This is a genomic window from Botrimarina mediterranea, assembly GCF_007753265.1.
GTDB classification, from domain to species: Bacteria; Planctomycetota; Planctomycetia; order Pirellulales; family Lacipirellulaceae; genus Botrimarina; species Botrimarina mediterranea.
Genome location: NZ_CP036349.1, coordinates 4,235,974 through 4,253,609 on the forward strand (window position 1 = coordinate 4,235,974; position 17,636 = coordinate 4,253,609).

Annotated in this window: 11 protein-coding genes; 1 reads left to right on the top strand and 10 read right to left on the bottom strand. The window is 63.3% G+C overall.

Going from position 1 to position 17,636, the window contains the following annotated elements:
* Positions 1–85 precede the first annotated feature (85 nt).
* The gene (locus Spa11_RS16300) at positions 86–925 is read left to right on the top strand and encodes a hypothetical protein (RefSeq protein ID WP_145114168.1); all 840 of its coding nucleotides are present in this window, start codon (positions 86–88) and stop codon (positions 923–925) included.
* Positions 926–1,239: 314 nt separating this feature from the next.
* Here the strand turns inward: Spa11_RS16300 and Spa11_RS16305 are convergent, their stop codons facing one another.
* The 10 genes from Spa11_RS16305 to Spa11_RS16350 form a co-directional block, all read right to left on the bottom strand.
* Positions 1,240–4,383 carry a PA14 domain-containing protein gene (locus Spa11_RS16305; protein ID WP_145114170.1) on the bottom strand — a complete coding sequence of 1,048 codons (3,144 nt, stop codon included), beginning with the start codon at positions 4,381–4,383 and terminating at the stop codon, positions 1,240–1,242.
* 70 nt (positions 4,384–4,453) lie between these two features.
* Positions 4,454–5,092, bottom strand: coding sequence for an EF-hand domain-containing protein (locus Spa11_RS16310; protein WP_145114172.1), 639 nt, complete (start codon positions 5,090–5,092; stop codon positions 4,454–4,456).
* Between the two features lie 44 nt (positions 5,093–5,136).
* A complete protein-coding gene (locus Spa11_RS16315; protein ID WP_197529970.1) occupies positions 5,137–6,186 on the bottom strand; it encodes a DUF1559 family PulG-like putative transporter in 1,050 nt (349 codons plus the stop codon).
* An 87-nt stretch (positions 6,187–6,273) separates the two neighbouring features.
* Complete coding sequence (locus tag Spa11_RS16320) at positions 6,274–7,221, bottom strand: LamG domain-containing protein (RefSeq protein WP_145117038.1); 948 nt, start codon at positions 7,219–7,221, stop codon at positions 6,274–6,276.
* Between the two features lie 82 nt (positions 7,222–7,303).
* Complete coding sequence (locus tag Spa11_RS16325) at positions 7,304–8,494, bottom strand: LamG-like jellyroll fold domain-containing protein (RefSeq protein WP_145114176.1); 1,191 nt, start codon at positions 8,492–8,494, stop codon at positions 7,304–7,306.
* 51 nt (positions 8,495–8,545) lie between these two features.
* The gene (locus tag Spa11_RS16330) at positions 8,546–11,182 is read right to left on the bottom strand and encodes a sugar-binding domain-containing protein (protein ID WP_145114178.1); all 2,637 of its coding nucleotides are present in this window, start codon (positions 11,180–11,182) and stop codon (positions 8,546–8,548) included.
* A gap of 34 nt (positions 11,183–11,216) precedes the next feature.
* Positions 11,217–12,956: a FecR family protein gene (locus Spa11_RS16335; RefSeq protein ID WP_197529454.1), complete on the bottom strand. Its 1,740-nt coding sequence runs from the start codon at positions 12,954–12,956 to the stop codon at positions 11,217–11,219.
* Between the two features lie 49 nt (positions 12,957–13,005).
* Entirely contained in the window at positions 13,006–13,584 is a 579-nt protein-coding gene (locus tag Spa11_RS16340; protein WP_197529455.1) for a sigma-70 family RNA polymerase sigma factor, read from the bottom strand.
* A gap of 566 nt (positions 13,585–14,150) precedes the next feature.
* Positions 14,151–15,587 carry a Gfo/Idh/MocA family protein gene (locus tag Spa11_RS16345; protein WP_145114185.1) on the bottom strand — a complete coding sequence of 479 codons (1,437 nt, stop codon included), beginning with the start codon at positions 15,585–15,587 and terminating at the stop codon, positions 14,151–14,153.
* A gap of 421 nt (positions 15,588–16,008) precedes the next feature.
* Entirely contained in the window at positions 16,009–17,613 is a 1,605-nt protein-coding gene (locus Spa11_RS16350) for a DnaA/Hda family protein (protein WP_145114187.1), read from the bottom strand.
* Positions 17,614–17,636 lie beyond the last annotated feature (23 nt).

The window sequence follows — 17,636 nt, forward strand, 5'->3', positions numbered from 1 at the left end:
TTTTATTGGAGGACCAGAAGGGCACTCGGGCTGATCCGTTTAGATAAGCGTCTAAGCTATCAGCTTCTCACAACTTTGAGTCAGCATGTTCGGCCACGCATCGAATCTATTTGTCCTTTCTCTCGCCACTATTGCCCTTTCCGGCGCTACGGCGACGAAGGCGAGCATTGAGTTGAAGTTCGCAGGAGTCGAACCAGGCCCCGGCTCGAGTGCCGTGGCTTTGCGTTACAACGGCAACAACGTCTCGGCCATCGTTGGCCAGATGACTTGGGACGCTAAGAACGATTCCGGAACGCCCGCTCTGATCAATGGCGCCGACGCTGCTCCCGACAGCATCATGACCTTCTGTATTGAGCTGGGCCAGTATGTCTCTGGTTCTTGGAACGTCTACGAGAAGAGCGCTGTCGCCGACGCCGTCGATCCGGGGATTTCGGGCAAGCCGGGCCACAAGCTCGGGTCGGCCCGCGCCGCCGCTCTCGACCTCCTCGCTGATCACTTCTGGGACAATGCAACAGGCTCTGACCTCGTTGGCGCCGTTGCGTTTCAATTTGCCGTTTGGGAGATCGTTCACGAGTTCAGCAATGTCACTGTCACCGACATGCTGAATCCGCCGCTCGCGGCCGATTTGAATGTGAGCCAAAGCGAGGGCTCCTTCTTCGTCAACGCAGACCCCAGTAGCGGCTCGATCCGCGACGCCATCGACTTGGCGAACGACTGGCTGGGACAGTTAGCGACGCTCACGGCGGACGACTCCCTATCGCTTGTCGCCTTGACGAACCCCGGCAAGCAGGACCAGATCATCCAATACGCGACGCCCCCTGGGCCTCCGGCCGATTTGCCCGAGCCCTTTTCTCTAGCGGTGTGGGCTTCCCTTATGGGCGTTGCAGCCCTAGCTACTCGCCGCTCGGGCTACGACGCTTGCTAGGGGCCGTGCGAATACAGCACGCACCTTGCCGCTACTTACTTCACTGGAGCGAAGCATCAAAGCATGCTTCGCGTTATCGCAGTGTCTGATCCGTGGGCACTAGCCCTCCGAGTGCAGCGCGACTCGAGTTCTACTCCGAGGGCCCGCGCCTACGGCTCAGGCTCTCTCTCATGGAAGCTGCTACGCTTCGGCGCAGCCCGCACTAGCTTTCTGCATCTGTGCTAATACAGAGACGTGTAGGGGGGTTCTGAATCCCGCCGCTCGGCGGATCTGCCGTCATGGTCCAACGGGCGGAAGGCGCAAGACACTCCCGCTCAGAGCAATGCGAGTGCGGCATCGTACGCCGCCTCGTCGGTTTGTTCCTCCGACAGCGTCCGATACTCCGTACTCTCCAGAGTCGCCTCATCTCCCAAGCCGTCATCGCTGGTCAGCAGCAAGAGCTGGAGGGCTGCATGAATACTCTCGGTGCGTACTGGCGCCGATCGAGTGGATTCTGGCGATGTCGCTTCGGGAGTCGTGGCGGCGAACAGGAATCGCGGCATCTCTTGTTCCGCGGTGGATGGCGTGCTCGAAACATCGCCGACCATCCGCGCTGCGGACGGGGCGAGGTTCGGCAGGAAGAGGAACTCGGTTGGCGACAACGCCGCGTCGCTGACACGGACCTCGTCGATCCGTGCGTCGGCCCAGTCGGCGGGATTGCCGTTATAGGCTCCGCGGCCAACCGTGAAGTTTGAATTGGTGACGTAAAGCACTTCGCCCGAGGGCCCGCTAAAGTCGGCGCCGTAAATGGCGTCGACAATCTCGTAGGCGCCCGCCTCACCCGCGACAAAGAGCTGAGCGGAATCGTCTTCCAACACAAAGGCGAGGTGGTTCCAGTCTCCTGGCGTGATCGGGAATCCACTCGCCAAGAAATGGACATCGCCGTCGCCGTCAATCCATTCGACAAACAGCTGATTCTCCACGCCGCCCGGGAAGCTATCGCCACGCACCTTGATCTGCAGCGGCGCCACAGGACTGCTGACCGGCGCCCCGTCTTTGCCGAAGATCGACTGAAAACCACCAACCGCGTCGAGCCGGAACGCCAACTCAACCGTCAGGGCCTCGAAGGCCTGGGTGTTGATTGGCTTGCCTTCGGTGTAGTTATCATCGTTCCGCCCTGCCCCGTCGCCGCCGGGACCGAAGTCGAGCGACCGGGTGTTCGGCAAGCCGCTCCTCAAGGCGAGAGGCGACACATCGGTGGAGTAGCTGGCCGCGCTGAAAGAGGGGTCGAACGTCCGCATGTGATTTCCCTCGCCGGACGAGTCGAGGACCGAGTTGGCGCCCGAAGCCACGAGTTGACCACCCGCCCGCTCTTCGTGCCGCCAGTACGCGACGGTCGGGTCTTGTTCGGGAGGCACGACGCCCACGCTATCGCGCCAGACAGTGTAGTCGCCGGCGTCGATGACGCCGTTACCGTTGGCGTCGGCGCCGACTCCGGGAGCGACTGTCAGGCCGTAACTCAACCGCCAGACATCGTAGTCCGCTTGATCGACAACCCCGCTGGCGTCAAAGTCGCCGACAAGAAACGGGCGTTCGGGGTCGGCCGTCCCGTGGGGGACCGTTTGCGGAACGGAGGCGGGGATCGGGGAGCCGAAGACGGGCGTCCCCGCCGCGTTGAAGTCGAATGGTTGTAGGTAGATGTCGCGGTCGTCTTGGAAGTTGTCCGCGTCGTGATGGGCGTGGTAGACGATCCAGTGCTGGGTCCCATCGGGGGACGTCGTGAACGAGGCGTGCCCTGTTCCCACGATGTCGCCTGCCTGCTGGAAAACGGGCGTCGGCGATTTCTGCCACGAAGCCCTATCGAGCAGCGATCCCACGCCGTCGTAGGTGAGCCTGCCGAGCGCATACTCGTGCCGCCAGTACGCGCTGCCCGAGTAGATGATGTGCAGTTTGCCGTTGTGCGTGAGAATCTGCGGACCTTCGTTGATCGCCAGCCCGTGCCTTTCCCACGCATAGTCCGGGGTGGCGATCAGGTGACGCTCGCCGCTGATGGTGAGCGGGTCTGACATCTCCGCGATGTACAGGTTCTGCTGCCCGTCCGTCGTGCCGGGCCACCCCGACCAGATGAAGTAGAGTTGGCCCTCCCAATCAAGCACGGTCCCGTCAATCGCCCAGCGATCGGTGGCCGCCGCGAGCTGACCGCGGAAGACGTACGCTCCCATCGGGTTGGGGTCGTCGCGCTCGAGGACATACATCCGGTGGGTGGCGTTGTCACCGTCCGACGCCGCGACATAGATGTACCACTTGCCGTTGAGGTGGTGGATCTCGGGCGCCCAGATCTGTTCGGAATAAGCGGTCCCGGGCGGCGCCGTCCAGGCGACGACCGTCGAGCTTGCTGGATTGCTCGAATGGACATCCTCTAAGGCGTTGGCCTTCTCGATGAAGACCGAACGGCCCGCCGAGCGGACATGCAGATAACTATCGTTCCACAGCGTGACGTAGGGGTCCTGCCCCGGTCCGATCGGGTTGGAGAACGTCAGCTCCGCGGCCTTAGCGGCTTGCAGGTTTGTGAGGGGGACCACCTGCGCGACGCCCCCTGTCTGGCCCTCCCCCGACCAGCGGAGCGACACCTGGGCCAAGCCGGTTCGATCATAGTACTCCAGCCGGATGTCGTACCACTTGCCGGCCTCGAGCATCTTGGTCCCCGAGGCCGTCTGCGTGGTGTGGGGCTCCCAGTCGTCAATGACCAGCTCGCCACCGATCCACAGCCGCACGCCTTCGTCGCTGAGGATCGAGAACGTGTACTCCTCGCTGTGATCGGGACGGACCTGGCCTATCCATTTGATGTTGAATTGATCGACCGCCACCGACGGGTGCGCGCGGCCGGTCCCCCAGTTGAAGTCGATCGATGGATCAACGCGGGTCGCCGATCCACCGAAAGCGTCGCTGTACCGTCCGTAGAGGCCCTGGGGACTCTCGTAGAGCCGCGCGGCGGGGACGATCTCGCGCTGTTGCGTTGGGCTTGACCACTCGAGCTGGATCTCGGCGGCGCCGAACTGTTCGTAGTAGTCGAGACGGATGTCGTACTTCTCCCCCGCCGAGAGCGTGATCGTCGCCGAATCGACCTCGGCGTTGTGCGGCTCCCAGTTGTCGATCAGCAGCTGTCCATCGACCCACAGCCGCACGCCCTGATTGCTGGTCGTGTAGAACGTGTACTGCTCGGAATGCAGCGCCTCGACCTGCCCCGTCCAGCGCACGCTAAACGTGCTGGAAGCGACTCCCGGCGCTGGCGAGCCATTGCCCCAATCGAAGTCGATAGCTTCGGTCTGCTCGTAGGCGAGTCCGGTAAAGTCCTCGTTGTGGAAGTACTGCCCGACGAGTCCACTCCCGGAGAGGACGGTACGCTGTTCGAGTTGCTCAATCCTTGTGACCCGCCCAGCCTGACAAGCCGATCGACGATTGCTTCGATATGTCTGCATAGCCGCGTTTTACCTCTCGTTCCGTATTACCGGCGTCTGCCCCAAGGCGCCGTCATCCCGCCAGCGGTCGCTACTTCTTCTTTGACTGCAGGTCCCAGTGAATCCCCGCTGGGTTGCGAGAAGCGACGAAAGTCTCAATCCCCAGCGTCGATTCGGTGTTGTACTGCGAGGGGACCTTTCCGCTCGGATCGGTGATCTCCACTCGATACAGACCCGGCGTCGCCAATGGAGTAGAGGGGGCGTTGCTCGGCCGGTCTTCGGGGGCGAGCCCCAGCATGCCGGCGCCGTTTTGGTCGGCCTTGCCGACGTTCGGCAGGATCGATCCTTCCAAGAAACTCACCGGTATGAGCTTCACCTCGGCGTCGGCTACGGGACGCCCGTCGAGTGACACCCGAAAGGGAAGCATCATCGCTCCGGTACGGCTGGCGGCCCAGTGATTGATGCCGGCCTGGACTTCCTCCACCGTCAGTTCACCGTTGTGGTCGGCGTCATACACTCCCAGGGCGTGAACCAGCGCGGGGGACGCGCGGACTTCCTCTCGCTGAAGTAAGCCGTCACCATTGGCGTCAAACTCTTCGACAGCGGAGGCGGCGGCCTCTCCGGCGTTGACGCTAGGCGGCGCGATACGGCCCGGGCCAGAAGAGCAGCCGAGGTGCAAGGCCGCCAGAGCCAGGATCAAGCCGCACGGCAGATTATCGTAGAATCGCATGGGATAGGTCTTAGCTTCGTGCTTGGTCGTTGGAAGGGTCTGATTCACTGACCGAGGTTGACTTCATCGCCGTTCCTCGTGCCGTACGAGTTGTGGACGGTCTGTTCAATCGAGTAGGACATGCTCGCAACCGATCCATCACAGAACGACATCTGAAAGACGCCGGGGTGGGCGCTGCCGAAGACCAGCTGCGCCGGCACTCCGGGTTGATCGGGTAGGGGAAGGAGTTCGGTGTTGCGGTTGCCATCGAGGTCGTCGCTGACCCATGCGGCTTGATCGTCGCCAATGTCCTTTAAACCGAAGTCCGTGCCGGCGCCGCCCAAGTAGTAGTCCGGGTTGACGTTCTTCTCGCCCACCATGTACGTCTTCGACGTGCCATCGGTGATCTGACGGAAGTTGATCTCACTCCGTTGGAACGAGATGCCGTGGCAGTACTTGAGGGGATTGAATGTATAGAAGCCGTCGCCGGCTTCCGCAGCGGCTTCGTTCTGCGGCCCTGATTTCCATTGGGTGTAACGACCGAATGTCGGAGGCGTCTGGCCGAAGCCGCTGACTGGAATCTCTGGCCCCAGATTCGCGGCGTAATCCATCCGTGCGATGCTGTCCGCCGTACTGTGGTTCGCCCCGGGTCCATACACTGAGTCAGGATTGGCGTACGCGGCTGGGGCGCGACGACTAGGGCAATAGAAGGTAGCAACCGGCGTTTGCAGGGTTGTTCCAAGCGCCTCCATCTTCGCTGCGCCCGTCAGCCCCGCGCCGATGTCGTGCAGTGCGGACTCTTCCATGAAAGGGAGGCTGCTGTACGCCCAACTCCCCGGTTGCGAGGCGCCGAACCCTTTATCGGGGTCGCCGGTCCACAGATAACCCCACCCTGCCGAGGGCAGAAATCCATGGGTGTCGTGGTGCAGTTGCCACGCCAAGGCCACTTGCTTGAGCTGGTTGGTGCACTGGGCTCGCCGGGCCGCCTCGCGCGCGGCTTGCACGGCTGGGAGCAGCAGGGCGACGAGGATGCCGATGATGGCGATCACCACCAGCAGTTCCACCAGCGTGAATGCCTTGGCCGTAGGTCTCGGGAATGGCCGTTCGGTCTTCATCTCTGTCTTCCTTGGAGAAGCAACAATCGTTGAATAAGGTTGCTCGGCGGGGCCGCCACCCCAACGACCCCGCCGAGCCATTATCTACTAGGAATGGTTACGCACGCTCCGCGCCCCAAGCGCAGCGGCGCCCAGGGCGACCAGAAGCAGCGAGCTCGGCTCAGGCACGGCGGCAAAGAGGAACTCCGACGTATCCAAAGCGGTGTCGCTGATCCGCACCTCATCGATCACCGCGTCGGCCCAGTCCGCGACGCCCCCGTTGAAGGCGCCTCGGCCGATCGAATAGTTCGCGTCGCTGGCGAACAGCACCTCGCCGGAGGTGCCGGCAAAATCCTCACCCGCGATCGAGCTGACCAACTCGTACGGCGTGTCTTCGCCAGCGACATAGAGACTCGCTGAGGCATCGGTCAACACGAACGCCAAGTGGTTCCACTCCCCGGCAGTGATGGTCGATCCACCAGCGAGAAAGTGGACGTCGCCGTCACCGTCGATCCATTCGATGAACAACTGGTTGGGAACGGCGTTCGGGAAGTCGTCGCCCCGCACCAAGACCTTGAGAGGCGGCACGACGCTCGACGTCGGTTTGCCGTCCTTCCCAAAAACCGCCTGGAAGCCGCCGATCGCATTCATGTTGAAGGCGAGTTCCATCGTCATCGAGCTAAACAACTGCGAATTGATCGCGGCACCGCCCGAGTAGTTGTCGTCGTTCAGTCCGGCGTCGTCGCCGCCGGGGCCGAAGTCGAGCGACAACGTATTCGGCAGCCCGCTCCGGAGCGGGACGGGCGACACGTTCGTCGAGTAAGACGCCGAAGTGAAAGTGGGATCGAAAGTTTGCATGTGGTTGCTGTTGCCCGAGGAATCGAGCACCGAACCGGGACCGGCAGCGATCAACGCGCCGTCGCTCCCTTCTTCGTGCCGCCAATAGGCGGAGGTGGCTGCTTGGCTTGCCTGGGCCAGCCCTATGACCGCCAGCAAAGCGGGGAGGGCAGTCCACGCCATGCGGCGGGGAGACATCATCATCGTGGTGTTACTCATGAGCCTTGTCTCACAGGGAGAGGAAGAGAGGGGGCATGGCCCAGCCGAAATGGCCTGGGCCACGACCCGAAAAGAAGCAGCTTTATTTCCGGCGATGCAGAACGGAGGTCGCCAGCAGTAAACCCGTGAACAAGGCGACGCCCGTCGGCTCGGGGACAGCGACCGCCGACCCGGACGACGCCCCGTAGTTGTTCGACCAGACGGTGTAGTCACCCGAATCGATTACGCTGTTGTTGTTGCCATCGGCAGCAAGTTCGGTCGTTGAGTCCAGTGTGTCACGCCAGACGGTGTAGTCCGCGGCGTTGACCGAGCCGTCGCCGTTGTAGTCGCCATCGATGCCCGGCGCCGTGATGAAGAGGAACTCGTCAGGAGTGAGGGCGACATCGCTGATGCGCACCTCGTCGATGAGGGCGTCGGACCAGTCCGTAACTCCGTTGTTGAACATGCCACGACCGATCGAGAAGCCGGCCGGCTCAAAGATCGTGACCTCTCCGGGGCCGAGGGCGCCGGCGAAGTCTTCACCGGAGATAGCGTCCTTCAGCAAGTAGTCGCCCGTCTCGCCGGCCACCCAAAGTTCGGCCGCGCTGTCGGTGAGCGTGAACGCTAGATGGACCCACTGGCCCGCGACCGCCGACTCACCCGAGGCAAGCGAATGGATATCGCCGTCGCCGTCGATCCATTCGATGAACAGTTGGTTGGGGATTGCATTCGGGAAGTCGTCGCCGCGCACCTTGATTTGCAACGGCGCGACCGGCGAATCGATCTCGCCTTCGGCGTCGCCAAGAGGCTTGCCATCGTGGCCGAACAGCGTTTGAAAGCCGCCAATCTCATTCATGTTGAAAGCCAACTCGACCGTCATCGCGGTGAACAACTGGGTCTGAATCGGCTTGCCGGCGGTGTAGTTGTCGTCGTTGCGGCCGCCACCGTCCTCGGTCCCGACGGGGTTGGCGCCGAAGTCCAGCGACAGGTCGTTCGGCAGGCCGCTCCGCAGTGCTAGCGGTGATACGTTCGACGAGTAGGTCGCGGCAGTGAACGGAGCGTTCGCCGAGCTAAACGTCTGCATGTGGTTGCCGGCGCCCGACGAATCCAGCACGGTATTCGAGCCATCGGGCACGATCGATCCGGCCGGCCCTTCTTCGTGTCGCCAGTAGGCGGCCGTCGCCGCTTGACTCTCGGCCGGCGGGATCGCCAGGAAAGGCGCAACGAGCACTAAGGGCAGCCGCGCGGCTCGATATCGATTGATGATCATTTGCCTGGATCGATGGTTTCGCATGGTGGAGTTCCTGTAGGAGGAGTGTTTTGAGAAGCCGCCTAGTACTTATTTCTATTGATTGTTATCGCGATTCCGTGCGGTCGCTTGCGGACTGCCGAAAAGCAGCTCGGCGTTTTCGAGCTTTTTGGCGGATACACGCACCTCGTCGATGAGCCCGGCGTAGTCGCGCCCCATCCGACCTTCAACCGAGCCACGCCCGACCACCCAGGTGCCACGCCGCCAAAGCGGAGACGTATCGATCGATACCTTGACCGGATCGCTAGACCTGCCGTGCTCGTCAGCCACTTGGAGGGAGAGCTCGCCTTTCTCGCAAGTCACGGCGACATGTCGCCACTCACCCTCCACGACGTCGATGTCGCTCGTGAGTCGCACCTGTTCGCCAGACGGACTGAGCAGTTCGAAAACGATCGCCGGCGGGTTACCGAGGAGACCGAGCTGTAGCTGCGGCGTGATTGTCCCACCGACATCCTCTTCCTTGGCCAGGACAATCTGTTCCCGGTCAATGCTCTCCGGGCAGAAGCTGGCCTCGATCGTGAAGTCGCGGAGCGGGTAGCGGTCTAGCAAATCCATGTGCGTCAACGACTGCTCCGGATTCGTATACAAGTCCCGACTCGGAGCCGGCGCCTCGGGCGCCAAACGATCGTCGAGCGATTGACGATTCACAACGCCTGGGATCGATAGAGGCCGACTCGGGTGGGTGGTCGTGATCGCTGGCGCCGAAGCTTCGAAGAACGCATACAGGTGATTGTTGCGCCCCGAGAAGTCGTGGGCAGCAATAGCGCCCATCCGACTGCTAACGTTCGCCACTTGCTGATCAGGCTCTCCCGCTTCGAACCTCCACCACGCCAGCGCCGAAGCCGCAGCGCGAACCGCTGGCGGCTGCGTTGGGATAGCGGAATGCAGCGCCAAGTTCGCGCGACGCACTTCCATAACGTCTGGCTTAACGACCTCACGGTCGTACGTGATCAACCCGTTGACCTCGACCTCGACGTCCGTCAGCTGCGTGTACACCGCCGCGCTGAGGTGGGATTCGACCAATGGCCGCAGCCGCGCAATCAAGTCGCCGTACTCGTTGGTGAGCTGATCGGGCTTCTGGAAACTAAGGTAACCCCAGTTTTCCTTGTCCCGCCACGTATGCCCCTCCATCGGCAGGCCAAGGCCGCCAAACTCGCCGACCACCGCGGCGCGGTCCGGCTCAGCGGGGGGCGAACCGGGCCCCGGATAAAAGTGATCGTCATCGATATGCCCCGCGCCGAAATCGTTGCCGCCGCTCGCGGCGATGACGAGGCGGCTAGGATCGTACGCCTTTAACCAATCGGAAACCTCGACCGTGTCGAACTGGCCCCAACCCTCGTTGAAAGGAACCCAGGTGACGATGCAAGGAAAGTTATAGAGCGCATCGACCATCGCCTTGAGTTCAACTCGATACTGCTGAGCTGATTCCGCAGTTCGCGTGGTCTCCACGCCGTCCGCTGGCCACGGGGCGTGCTCTCCCCCGTTGGGCATGTCTTGCCACACCAACAGGCCCAGTCGGTCACACCAGTAGTACCACCGCGCTTGCTCAACCTTCACATGTTTACGCACCATGTTGAAGCCCAGTCGCTTCGCCTGCTTGAGGTCAAAGACCATCGCCTCTTCGGTGGGCGGTGTGTAAAGGCCGTCCGGCCAGTAGCCCTGATCGAGAGGACCATACTGAAACAGTGGCTCGCCATTGAACAACATCCGTACGTGGCCGTTGCGATCGGGTCCTAGTTCGATCGACCGAAAGCCGAAGTAACTGCTCACCCGATCAACGATCTCACCGCTCTTCACCAGACGCACCTCGAGGTCGTAGAGAAAGGGATCGTCTGGCGACCAGGAATGGGGATCGGGGATCTCCAGCGTGAGAAGACTGCCAGATCGGCCGCTAGCCGACGCCACCACGTCCCCGTCAACCACAGCGCTCACCTCGATCTCCATCGAGTCGTCAACGCCGACCGCATCAACGACAACATCAACCACCGAATCCCTGAGGCGTGGGGTCGTCTTTAGGTTGCGGATCGCGGCTTGCGGCGTTGGCTCGAGCCATACCGTCTGCCAGATGCCGCTCACGGCCGTGTACCAAATCCCGTCAGGCTTAAGGTGCTGCTTGCCCTGCGGTTGGCTGCCCGAGTCGGTCGGGTCCTCAACGGCTACGACCAACACGTTGTTGGCGTTGGCATCCAAGGCTTCGGTGACGTCAAAGCTAAAGGGATCGAAGCCGCCGCGGTGTTCGCCGATCCGCTTGCCATTGAGCCACACCGCCGCGCCCCAATCGACGGCGCCAAAGTGCAGCAGCACGCGGCGCTCGCCCCAGGCAGCGGGGACGCGGAACTCGCGGCGGTACCACGCCTTCTGATCCGGCAGCAAAGGCTTCTCAACGCCGCTTAGCTGACTCTCGATCGGGTAAGGCGCAAGAATCTTGTCGGGGTACTCGCTGGGCTGTTGCTCAGCGGCGTCGAGGATGGCGAGGTCCCATTCGCCGTTGAGATTGAGCCATTCGTCACGCACCATTTGCGGACGGGGGTATTCGGGCCAAGCGGTCTCGGCAGAAACCTCAGCCGCCCAGCGCGTCACCAACTTCGGTGACGCGCCGCGCGTCGAAGAGACGACCGCTAGCGAGAGCACGAGCGTCAACGCGATTCGGGATGCAGGACTGTTGAGGATCATAGAAGAGGCAGCAGAACAAGATCGCAGAATGAGACTATTGCGCCATCGGCGCCGCTAGCAGGATGACAGGGTCAAGCAGCACAAGACGATCGTAGATCGGTCCGTCGCCGCCATCGGTGGCGAAGAGCGTGAGATGACGGTCGCCTGCTTTGAGATCAGCGCCAAACACCACGTCGCCGTTCTCGCGGCAGAAACCGAGGCGTTCGTAACGCAGTTCGCCATCGACAAAGACCTGAAAACTGGTCTTCGCCTCCGGGTGAAACGGCAGCGAGACGTGAGACTTCTCTAGGTGCGCGAGCACGCCGCGGAACGCCTTGGGCGCGACGCCGAAGTGCTTTCGGATCGCGTCGAGGTCGATGGTCATTCCGACATTGGCGTGTAGACCGACAATCCCGTCGCGGACCCACCGTGAACGGTCAAGCAGCGCCCGCTTAGTGCCGGCGCCCCAGAATCCCTCCGAGTCCGATTCCACGCTGCTCATCAACGGATCGGCCTGGCTGTCGAAGGGACGCCGCGCCCAGATCGGCCCCCACGAGCCTCCACTAAACTCCGGCGCTTCGACCGTAACGCCTTCGAGGTCCACAGGGATGGCGGCTCCGCCCGGCGCTGGCACGAAAACACTGTGCACCCAGGGATTGCCCGAAACCGCCGACACCAACCCCGTCGCCGGAGCCGCGCGAACGCCCTTGCGCTCGGACCACGGCAGACTCGTCCACGTGCCTGTGTTGGGATCGATGGAACCTGCAAACCGGTACTCGTTAGGCGCGCTGCCGCACACGACGTCGACTAGGCTCAACTCGGTTGGCCCCAAGGCGCCCGGCCGCTGTCCTCGGAAATCGCGGTCCAGCCACGGGGGATCGCTCGATTGCTGGGGCGAGTCGAATCCGGCTTTATCCGCACGGATCGACATGCCGGTCGTGAGCCGCACGGCTTCCATTTGCTCATGGTCGCATTGGACATCGACCTCGCCCTCGAAGACGACGACATTCGTTTCATCCGCCTCCACGACAACACCGAAGGCGGTGCCGATATCGATGACGCGCGCGTTCGGCGTATTGACGACGAAGTTGCCCTCCTCAGAACGCCCGGTGAGACGTCCCTCAATCAGCAAGACCTCACCACGCCCGGTGATCTTCATGCGCGCCGGGCCGAACAGAACCGCGATGGCGTCCGATGCGAACTCTAACTTGGCGACGCCTCGCTTGAGTCGCAACTCGTCGCCAATCTGAAGCCTCAACAAGAAGTCGGCGACGCCCGAGCCAAGGGCCCAGTCGGCGTCGCTCGACATTGAAACGATGCGCGCCGCAAAGACCTCTGGCGCCACCGGCTCGGCGACATCCTCGGACGTAACCGGCGCCTCCGATGGCGATGACGCCGCCATCACAACGGGATCTGCGAGGGGCGCCTCGGGTCGTTGCGCTATGACAGCCAGGCCGCCTAGTACAAGAACCACCGCCGCAGCGGCAACCGAAGCCCCTCGCCACGCGCGAAAGCCGGGCGCCGACGACGTCTCTTCGAGGGCCGTCCGTCGATCGAACGCGGAATCCGTAACGGGGGCGATGCGATCATGCACCTTACGATAAGCCCGGGCCGTTTGGTCCGTCTGGCTGGATGCGCCAGCCCGGCTGGCCAAGCTGAAGTGCATCTTCGTCAGCTCAAGGTAGCGACGTCGGCCTTGCTCGTCGCGCAGCAGCGAATTCAGACGCTGCCGCTTGGTCTCCTCAATCTCTCCGTCAAAGAGATCGCCGATCAGTTGATCCAATTCATCGTTCATTGGCGTCATCTGCCATTCAAACCAATTACCCCGTGAGAGCCTCTCACCTTTACGCCCCAATCTCCGCCATCCGCTGCTGCACACAGCGAATCAAGGAAGATCGAATGCTCCTCAAGACTCTTTGCGCGTGACCCGCGGTGCGCTGCAACAGCTCCGCAACGAGATGCACGTCGCCGCCGGATTGGTACCGCGCCCGGACGATTTCGCGATCGGCGGGGGCGAGCTTCTGCAAACAGATCTCCAGGGCTTCTCGCTCGAGCTCGATGTCGTTCAACTGCCGGATGGCTGTCGCTGCGAGCGATTCGAGCACGTCATCGTCGAAGGTTAGAACCCGCTTGCGTCGATTGACGCGGCGGTAATTGAGCACCTCGTACTGCGCGATTCGGGCGGCCCAAGCGAAGAAGTTCGTCGACAAATCGAAGTCGTCGAACTTCCGCCACAGGACGACGAGCGTGTCTTGGATGATCTCCTCGGCGTCCTGCCACGACGGCACCAGCGTGTGGACAAACGCCGAAATACGAGAATGGTTTTGTGCATGCAGCACCAGAAACAACTCCGCCCGGTCACGTTCGGCGTTCGCCGGGTCCGTTCGCTCGTCGTCCAGCCGGTCGGCTTCGTCTCCACGCATTGTTGATGGTTGGATTGGGTCCATCGAGGAAGAATCCGCCTATGCTTACTGCGACCCGAGTTCTCTGCGGACCGTTCGTGAACGGCACACTAGCTGACCCTGGAAGCCGATCTCGGGCCTCATCGGACCAGCAGGAGCACTGACAAAAGGAGAAGAGGTGGGTTGATCGAGAATCAGGAGTCCAGAAAGGGGCGACGCGCCGCGGACTCTCCTATATAGAAGACAACCAGCCCCCTCCATTACGCGCGCGATTATCCGGAAGAATGGCCAGATTTCCGGATATCGGGGGGGATCCGTGGATCAGGATCGCCAGCGACGCGATCTCGACCGAGAGTAGCGGATTGGACGCCCCCAGAAGGACTGGGCTTTCGTGGAGAGCCGCGAAACTCGAACTCCATCGGCGCCGCCACACCTTGCGCCCCGCTACTCCCGGTGAGGACAATTCCCCCCGGGGAGCTTGCTAGATCGTCCTTCCCTGCGCTCCCTAAAACCTCATGGATCACCAAGAGAGTCACAGAGACCGCTCTCCGTGACTTCCTCGGTGGCCCTAGGGTTACTCGATGGACTCAGGTCGCGAACTCGAAACCCTTGCGGGGTTCGCGGCTCAGGAGGCCGTCGGCTTGCTCGTCGTTGACGAACCGTTCGCTCGCCGGGTCGAACGTCACCTTGCGGCCCAGCCGCATCGCGATGTTCGCCACGTGGCAGACCGTCAGGTGCCGGTGGTGGGAGGCGACGTCGGAGATCGGCGTCTGGCGGCTCTTGACGCAGTCGATGAAGTTGCGGACGTGGTTCACGCCATCGGCGAGGCCGTTCTTCTCGGCCTGCTCCCGCGTCAGCCCGTTGTAGAGATCGCCGAAGGCCGAGTCGGGGAGCGGCTCGCCCTCCAGTTCCTCGACGGGCTTGCCCTTGAGCTTGCCGCGGTTGACGAAGAAGCGGCCCTTCTCGCACTCGAACATGATGCCGTTGTCGAAGTCCAACCGCTCGGAGCGGTCGACGATGTCGAGTTCGACCCCGTCCTCGAACTTGACGTTCAAATCGAAACCCGTCGCCGTGTTGAGGCGCGTCTCGTCAACGGGATAGCCGTCCTTGAACTCAACAGGGTGATCGACACGCTTGGGGTCGATCGTAAAGCGGCCCATCGAGGCGTCGCTCTTGCCGAGGCCCCAGAGGGCGATGTCCACGTGGTGCGCGCCCCAGTCGGTGAGCTTGCCCCCGGCGTACTCGTACCACCAGCGGAAGTGGGCGTGTCCGCGGCTGTAAGGGAACTCGCTGCCGTACCCTCCCTGCGGGAGTTCGGACGCCGAGCGGAAGTCGGCCCACGGCGCCGGGCCGAGCCAGCGGTTCCAGTTCATGCCCGATGGCGGGGCGCATTTGGGGAGCGAGTCGCTGCTCGGCGCGCCTTGCAAGCCGCACGTGACGCGTTGCACCTTGCCGGCGCGCTCGGTGCGCGCCAGCGCCGCGGCGGTCTGGAACTGGTAGTTCGAACGCTGCTGCGTGCCGACGGCCATCACGCCCTTCGAGCGGCCGAGCGCGTCGAGCATCAGCTGGCCCTCGCCGACGTTGTGCGTCAGCGGCTTCTCGGAGTAGACGTCCTTGCCGGCTTGCAGCGCCTCGATGGCGATCTTCACGTGCCAGTGGTCGGGGGTCGCGATCACGACCGCGTCGATGTCGGGCCGGTCGAGGATGCGGCGGTAGTCTTCGTAGCGGTCCGGCGTTGGGGCCGCGACGCCGCGGCCCTCATAGACCGAGTGGAATTGGCGGACGGCGGCGTCGAGCTGGGCGCTGTCCACGTCGCACAGCGCGGCGCCGGGGCCGAACTTGAGAAAGTCGTGGACGAGCTGCCCGTATCGGATGCCCGTGCCGATGAACGCACAGACGGGCCGTTCGTTAGCGCTGCGGTAGCCGCTGGCCCACGCCCCCGGTGCGACGCTGGCCACGGCGGCCGACGCCGCGGAGACCTTCAAGAAATCACGGCGAGAAGCGAGCAGCGGCTTTGGTGACATCGAGGGAGACCTACGCACAACGAGGAAATCGGTAAGAAAAGACGCCACGACCCGCAAAGGTCCGGGAGGCGTCTCTCTACGATGGTCGGCAGTTGAGCCGATTGAAAGGGGCTAAGGCGCCCCACGACGGTGAAAGAGCCTACGAAATGCGCAAATCAGCACAACGATTTCGCGAAGTCGGAACCGCCGAGTCAGATTCCCCCACTCTTGGGGCACCCTCAGCTCAGGGTCAGAAGTCGCGCCGGGTACCCATAGCCCATCACCAATGATGGCGAGCCGGCGACGTTAGTCGTCGGTGTGAAGTGGGTACCCAGGTTCCACCGACGACTAACGTCGCCGGCTCGCCACTGTTCAATTGGGAGCTTATGTCCCCGAGGTCACTCCCAGCGCGTCCTGACGACTGTGGATTGACCCCTGCTTCTCACCCACACCGCAGTGCCGCTTCGATCCTGCGGATCGTTTCGCCGAGGTCGCCGGCGGTGATCCGCTTGGGTTCTTTCGCCGACAAGAGTTGCTCGACCCGCTTGTGGGCGGCGATCACGGTGCTGTGGCTCTTGCGGTGGTAGTAGTCGCCAATCTCGCTCCAGGCGCTGCCGGTCATTTTCCGCGACAGCCACATGGCGAGCATCCGCGGCTCGGTGACGGCCTTGGTCCGCTTGTCCGAGCGCAGCGTCTTGAGATCGACGTGGCAGACCTCGCTGACGGCCCGCTGGATGTCCGCCAGCCGCACCGGCGGGCTCGACAGGCGGTTGGTGTCGTCGGCGACGCGTTGGGCGAGGGCCTCATCGAGCACCGACGCGAACGTGTCGTGGATCAAGGCGATGCGGTTCACGGCGCCTTGGGCTTCGCGACCGCCGCCCACGAGCCGGCAGGCCAAGGCCCGGGCGGTCGCTGCGGGGAGGTCGAGGCCGACACGTTTTGCGGCTTGGAGCACCAGCCGTTCACGCATGTCGCCGTCGGGCGTGGCGACTTCGACCGCCAAGCCGCCGGCGAGACGCGAAGCGATCTCCGGGCCGAGGTCGCGCAATTCGGCCGGGCCGCGGTCGGCGGTGAGGATGATCTGGGCGCCCGCCTCGATCGCGGCGTCGAGCGTCTGGCGGAACTCTTCGAGCGTGCGCGGCTTGCCGATCAGCTGCTGCACGTCATCGACGAGCAGCACGTCGGCGCCCTGGTGCTTCTGGCGGAAGCTGGGGAAGCCGCCGCCGCGCGCCGCTTCGACAAAGCCCCGCAAGAACTGGTCGGCCGTCACGTGCAGCACCCGCCGTCGGCGCTGCCGCTTACGGACACCGTCGGTCACCAGCCGCAACAGATGCGATTTGCCGACGCCCGAAGGACCCCAGAGGAGGGCCGGCGACGCCACAACATGGCCGGCGATGACGCGTTGGCAGAGTCGCGTCGCGGGGGCGTTCCCCTCACCGACGACCCAACCCTCGAGCGGATCGATGGGCCGCGACTTCCTTGGAGGGGTGGGAGCGGCTTCGACGACAGCGGCTTCGACGACATCGCCTTCGATCATGGGAGCCGCCAGGACGGCGGGCTGAGGCGCCTCGGCGACTTGTGACGCCTCTTCGGGCAGCAGCTTCTCGACCGGCTGCCGGGCCTCGGTTGGCTTACGAACCTCAGCGGCCGAGGCGACATCGACGTGAGGTGCGGACAGCGTTGGCGCCGGGGCATGGGACCGACGGCTTCGCGCCTTCGGCGCCTGCTGCGGAGCGGTCGCGGCGACGGCGTAGTGCACCCGGGCCGTTTCGCCCAGCGAGTCCTTGGCGGCGGCCTCGACCTCGGCGTGGAACTGCCGGCGGATGAGCGACTGCTCGAACGGCGAGCCGGTCTCGACGGTAACGGTCGCGTCGGCGGCGCCGGGGTCGCAAGTCACAACAATGCACGCGGCTCCTGAGGGGTTGTCCTTGGCGCCCAGCCCGACGGGGCCGAACCATGTCGCATACCGAGTCGCGCCGATCCGCAGCAGCAGCGCGTCACGAAAAGCGTCTAGCGCTGTCCGTTCGCTCACCCAACGACCTTCCATGCGAAGCCTTCCGTGCCAGTCCT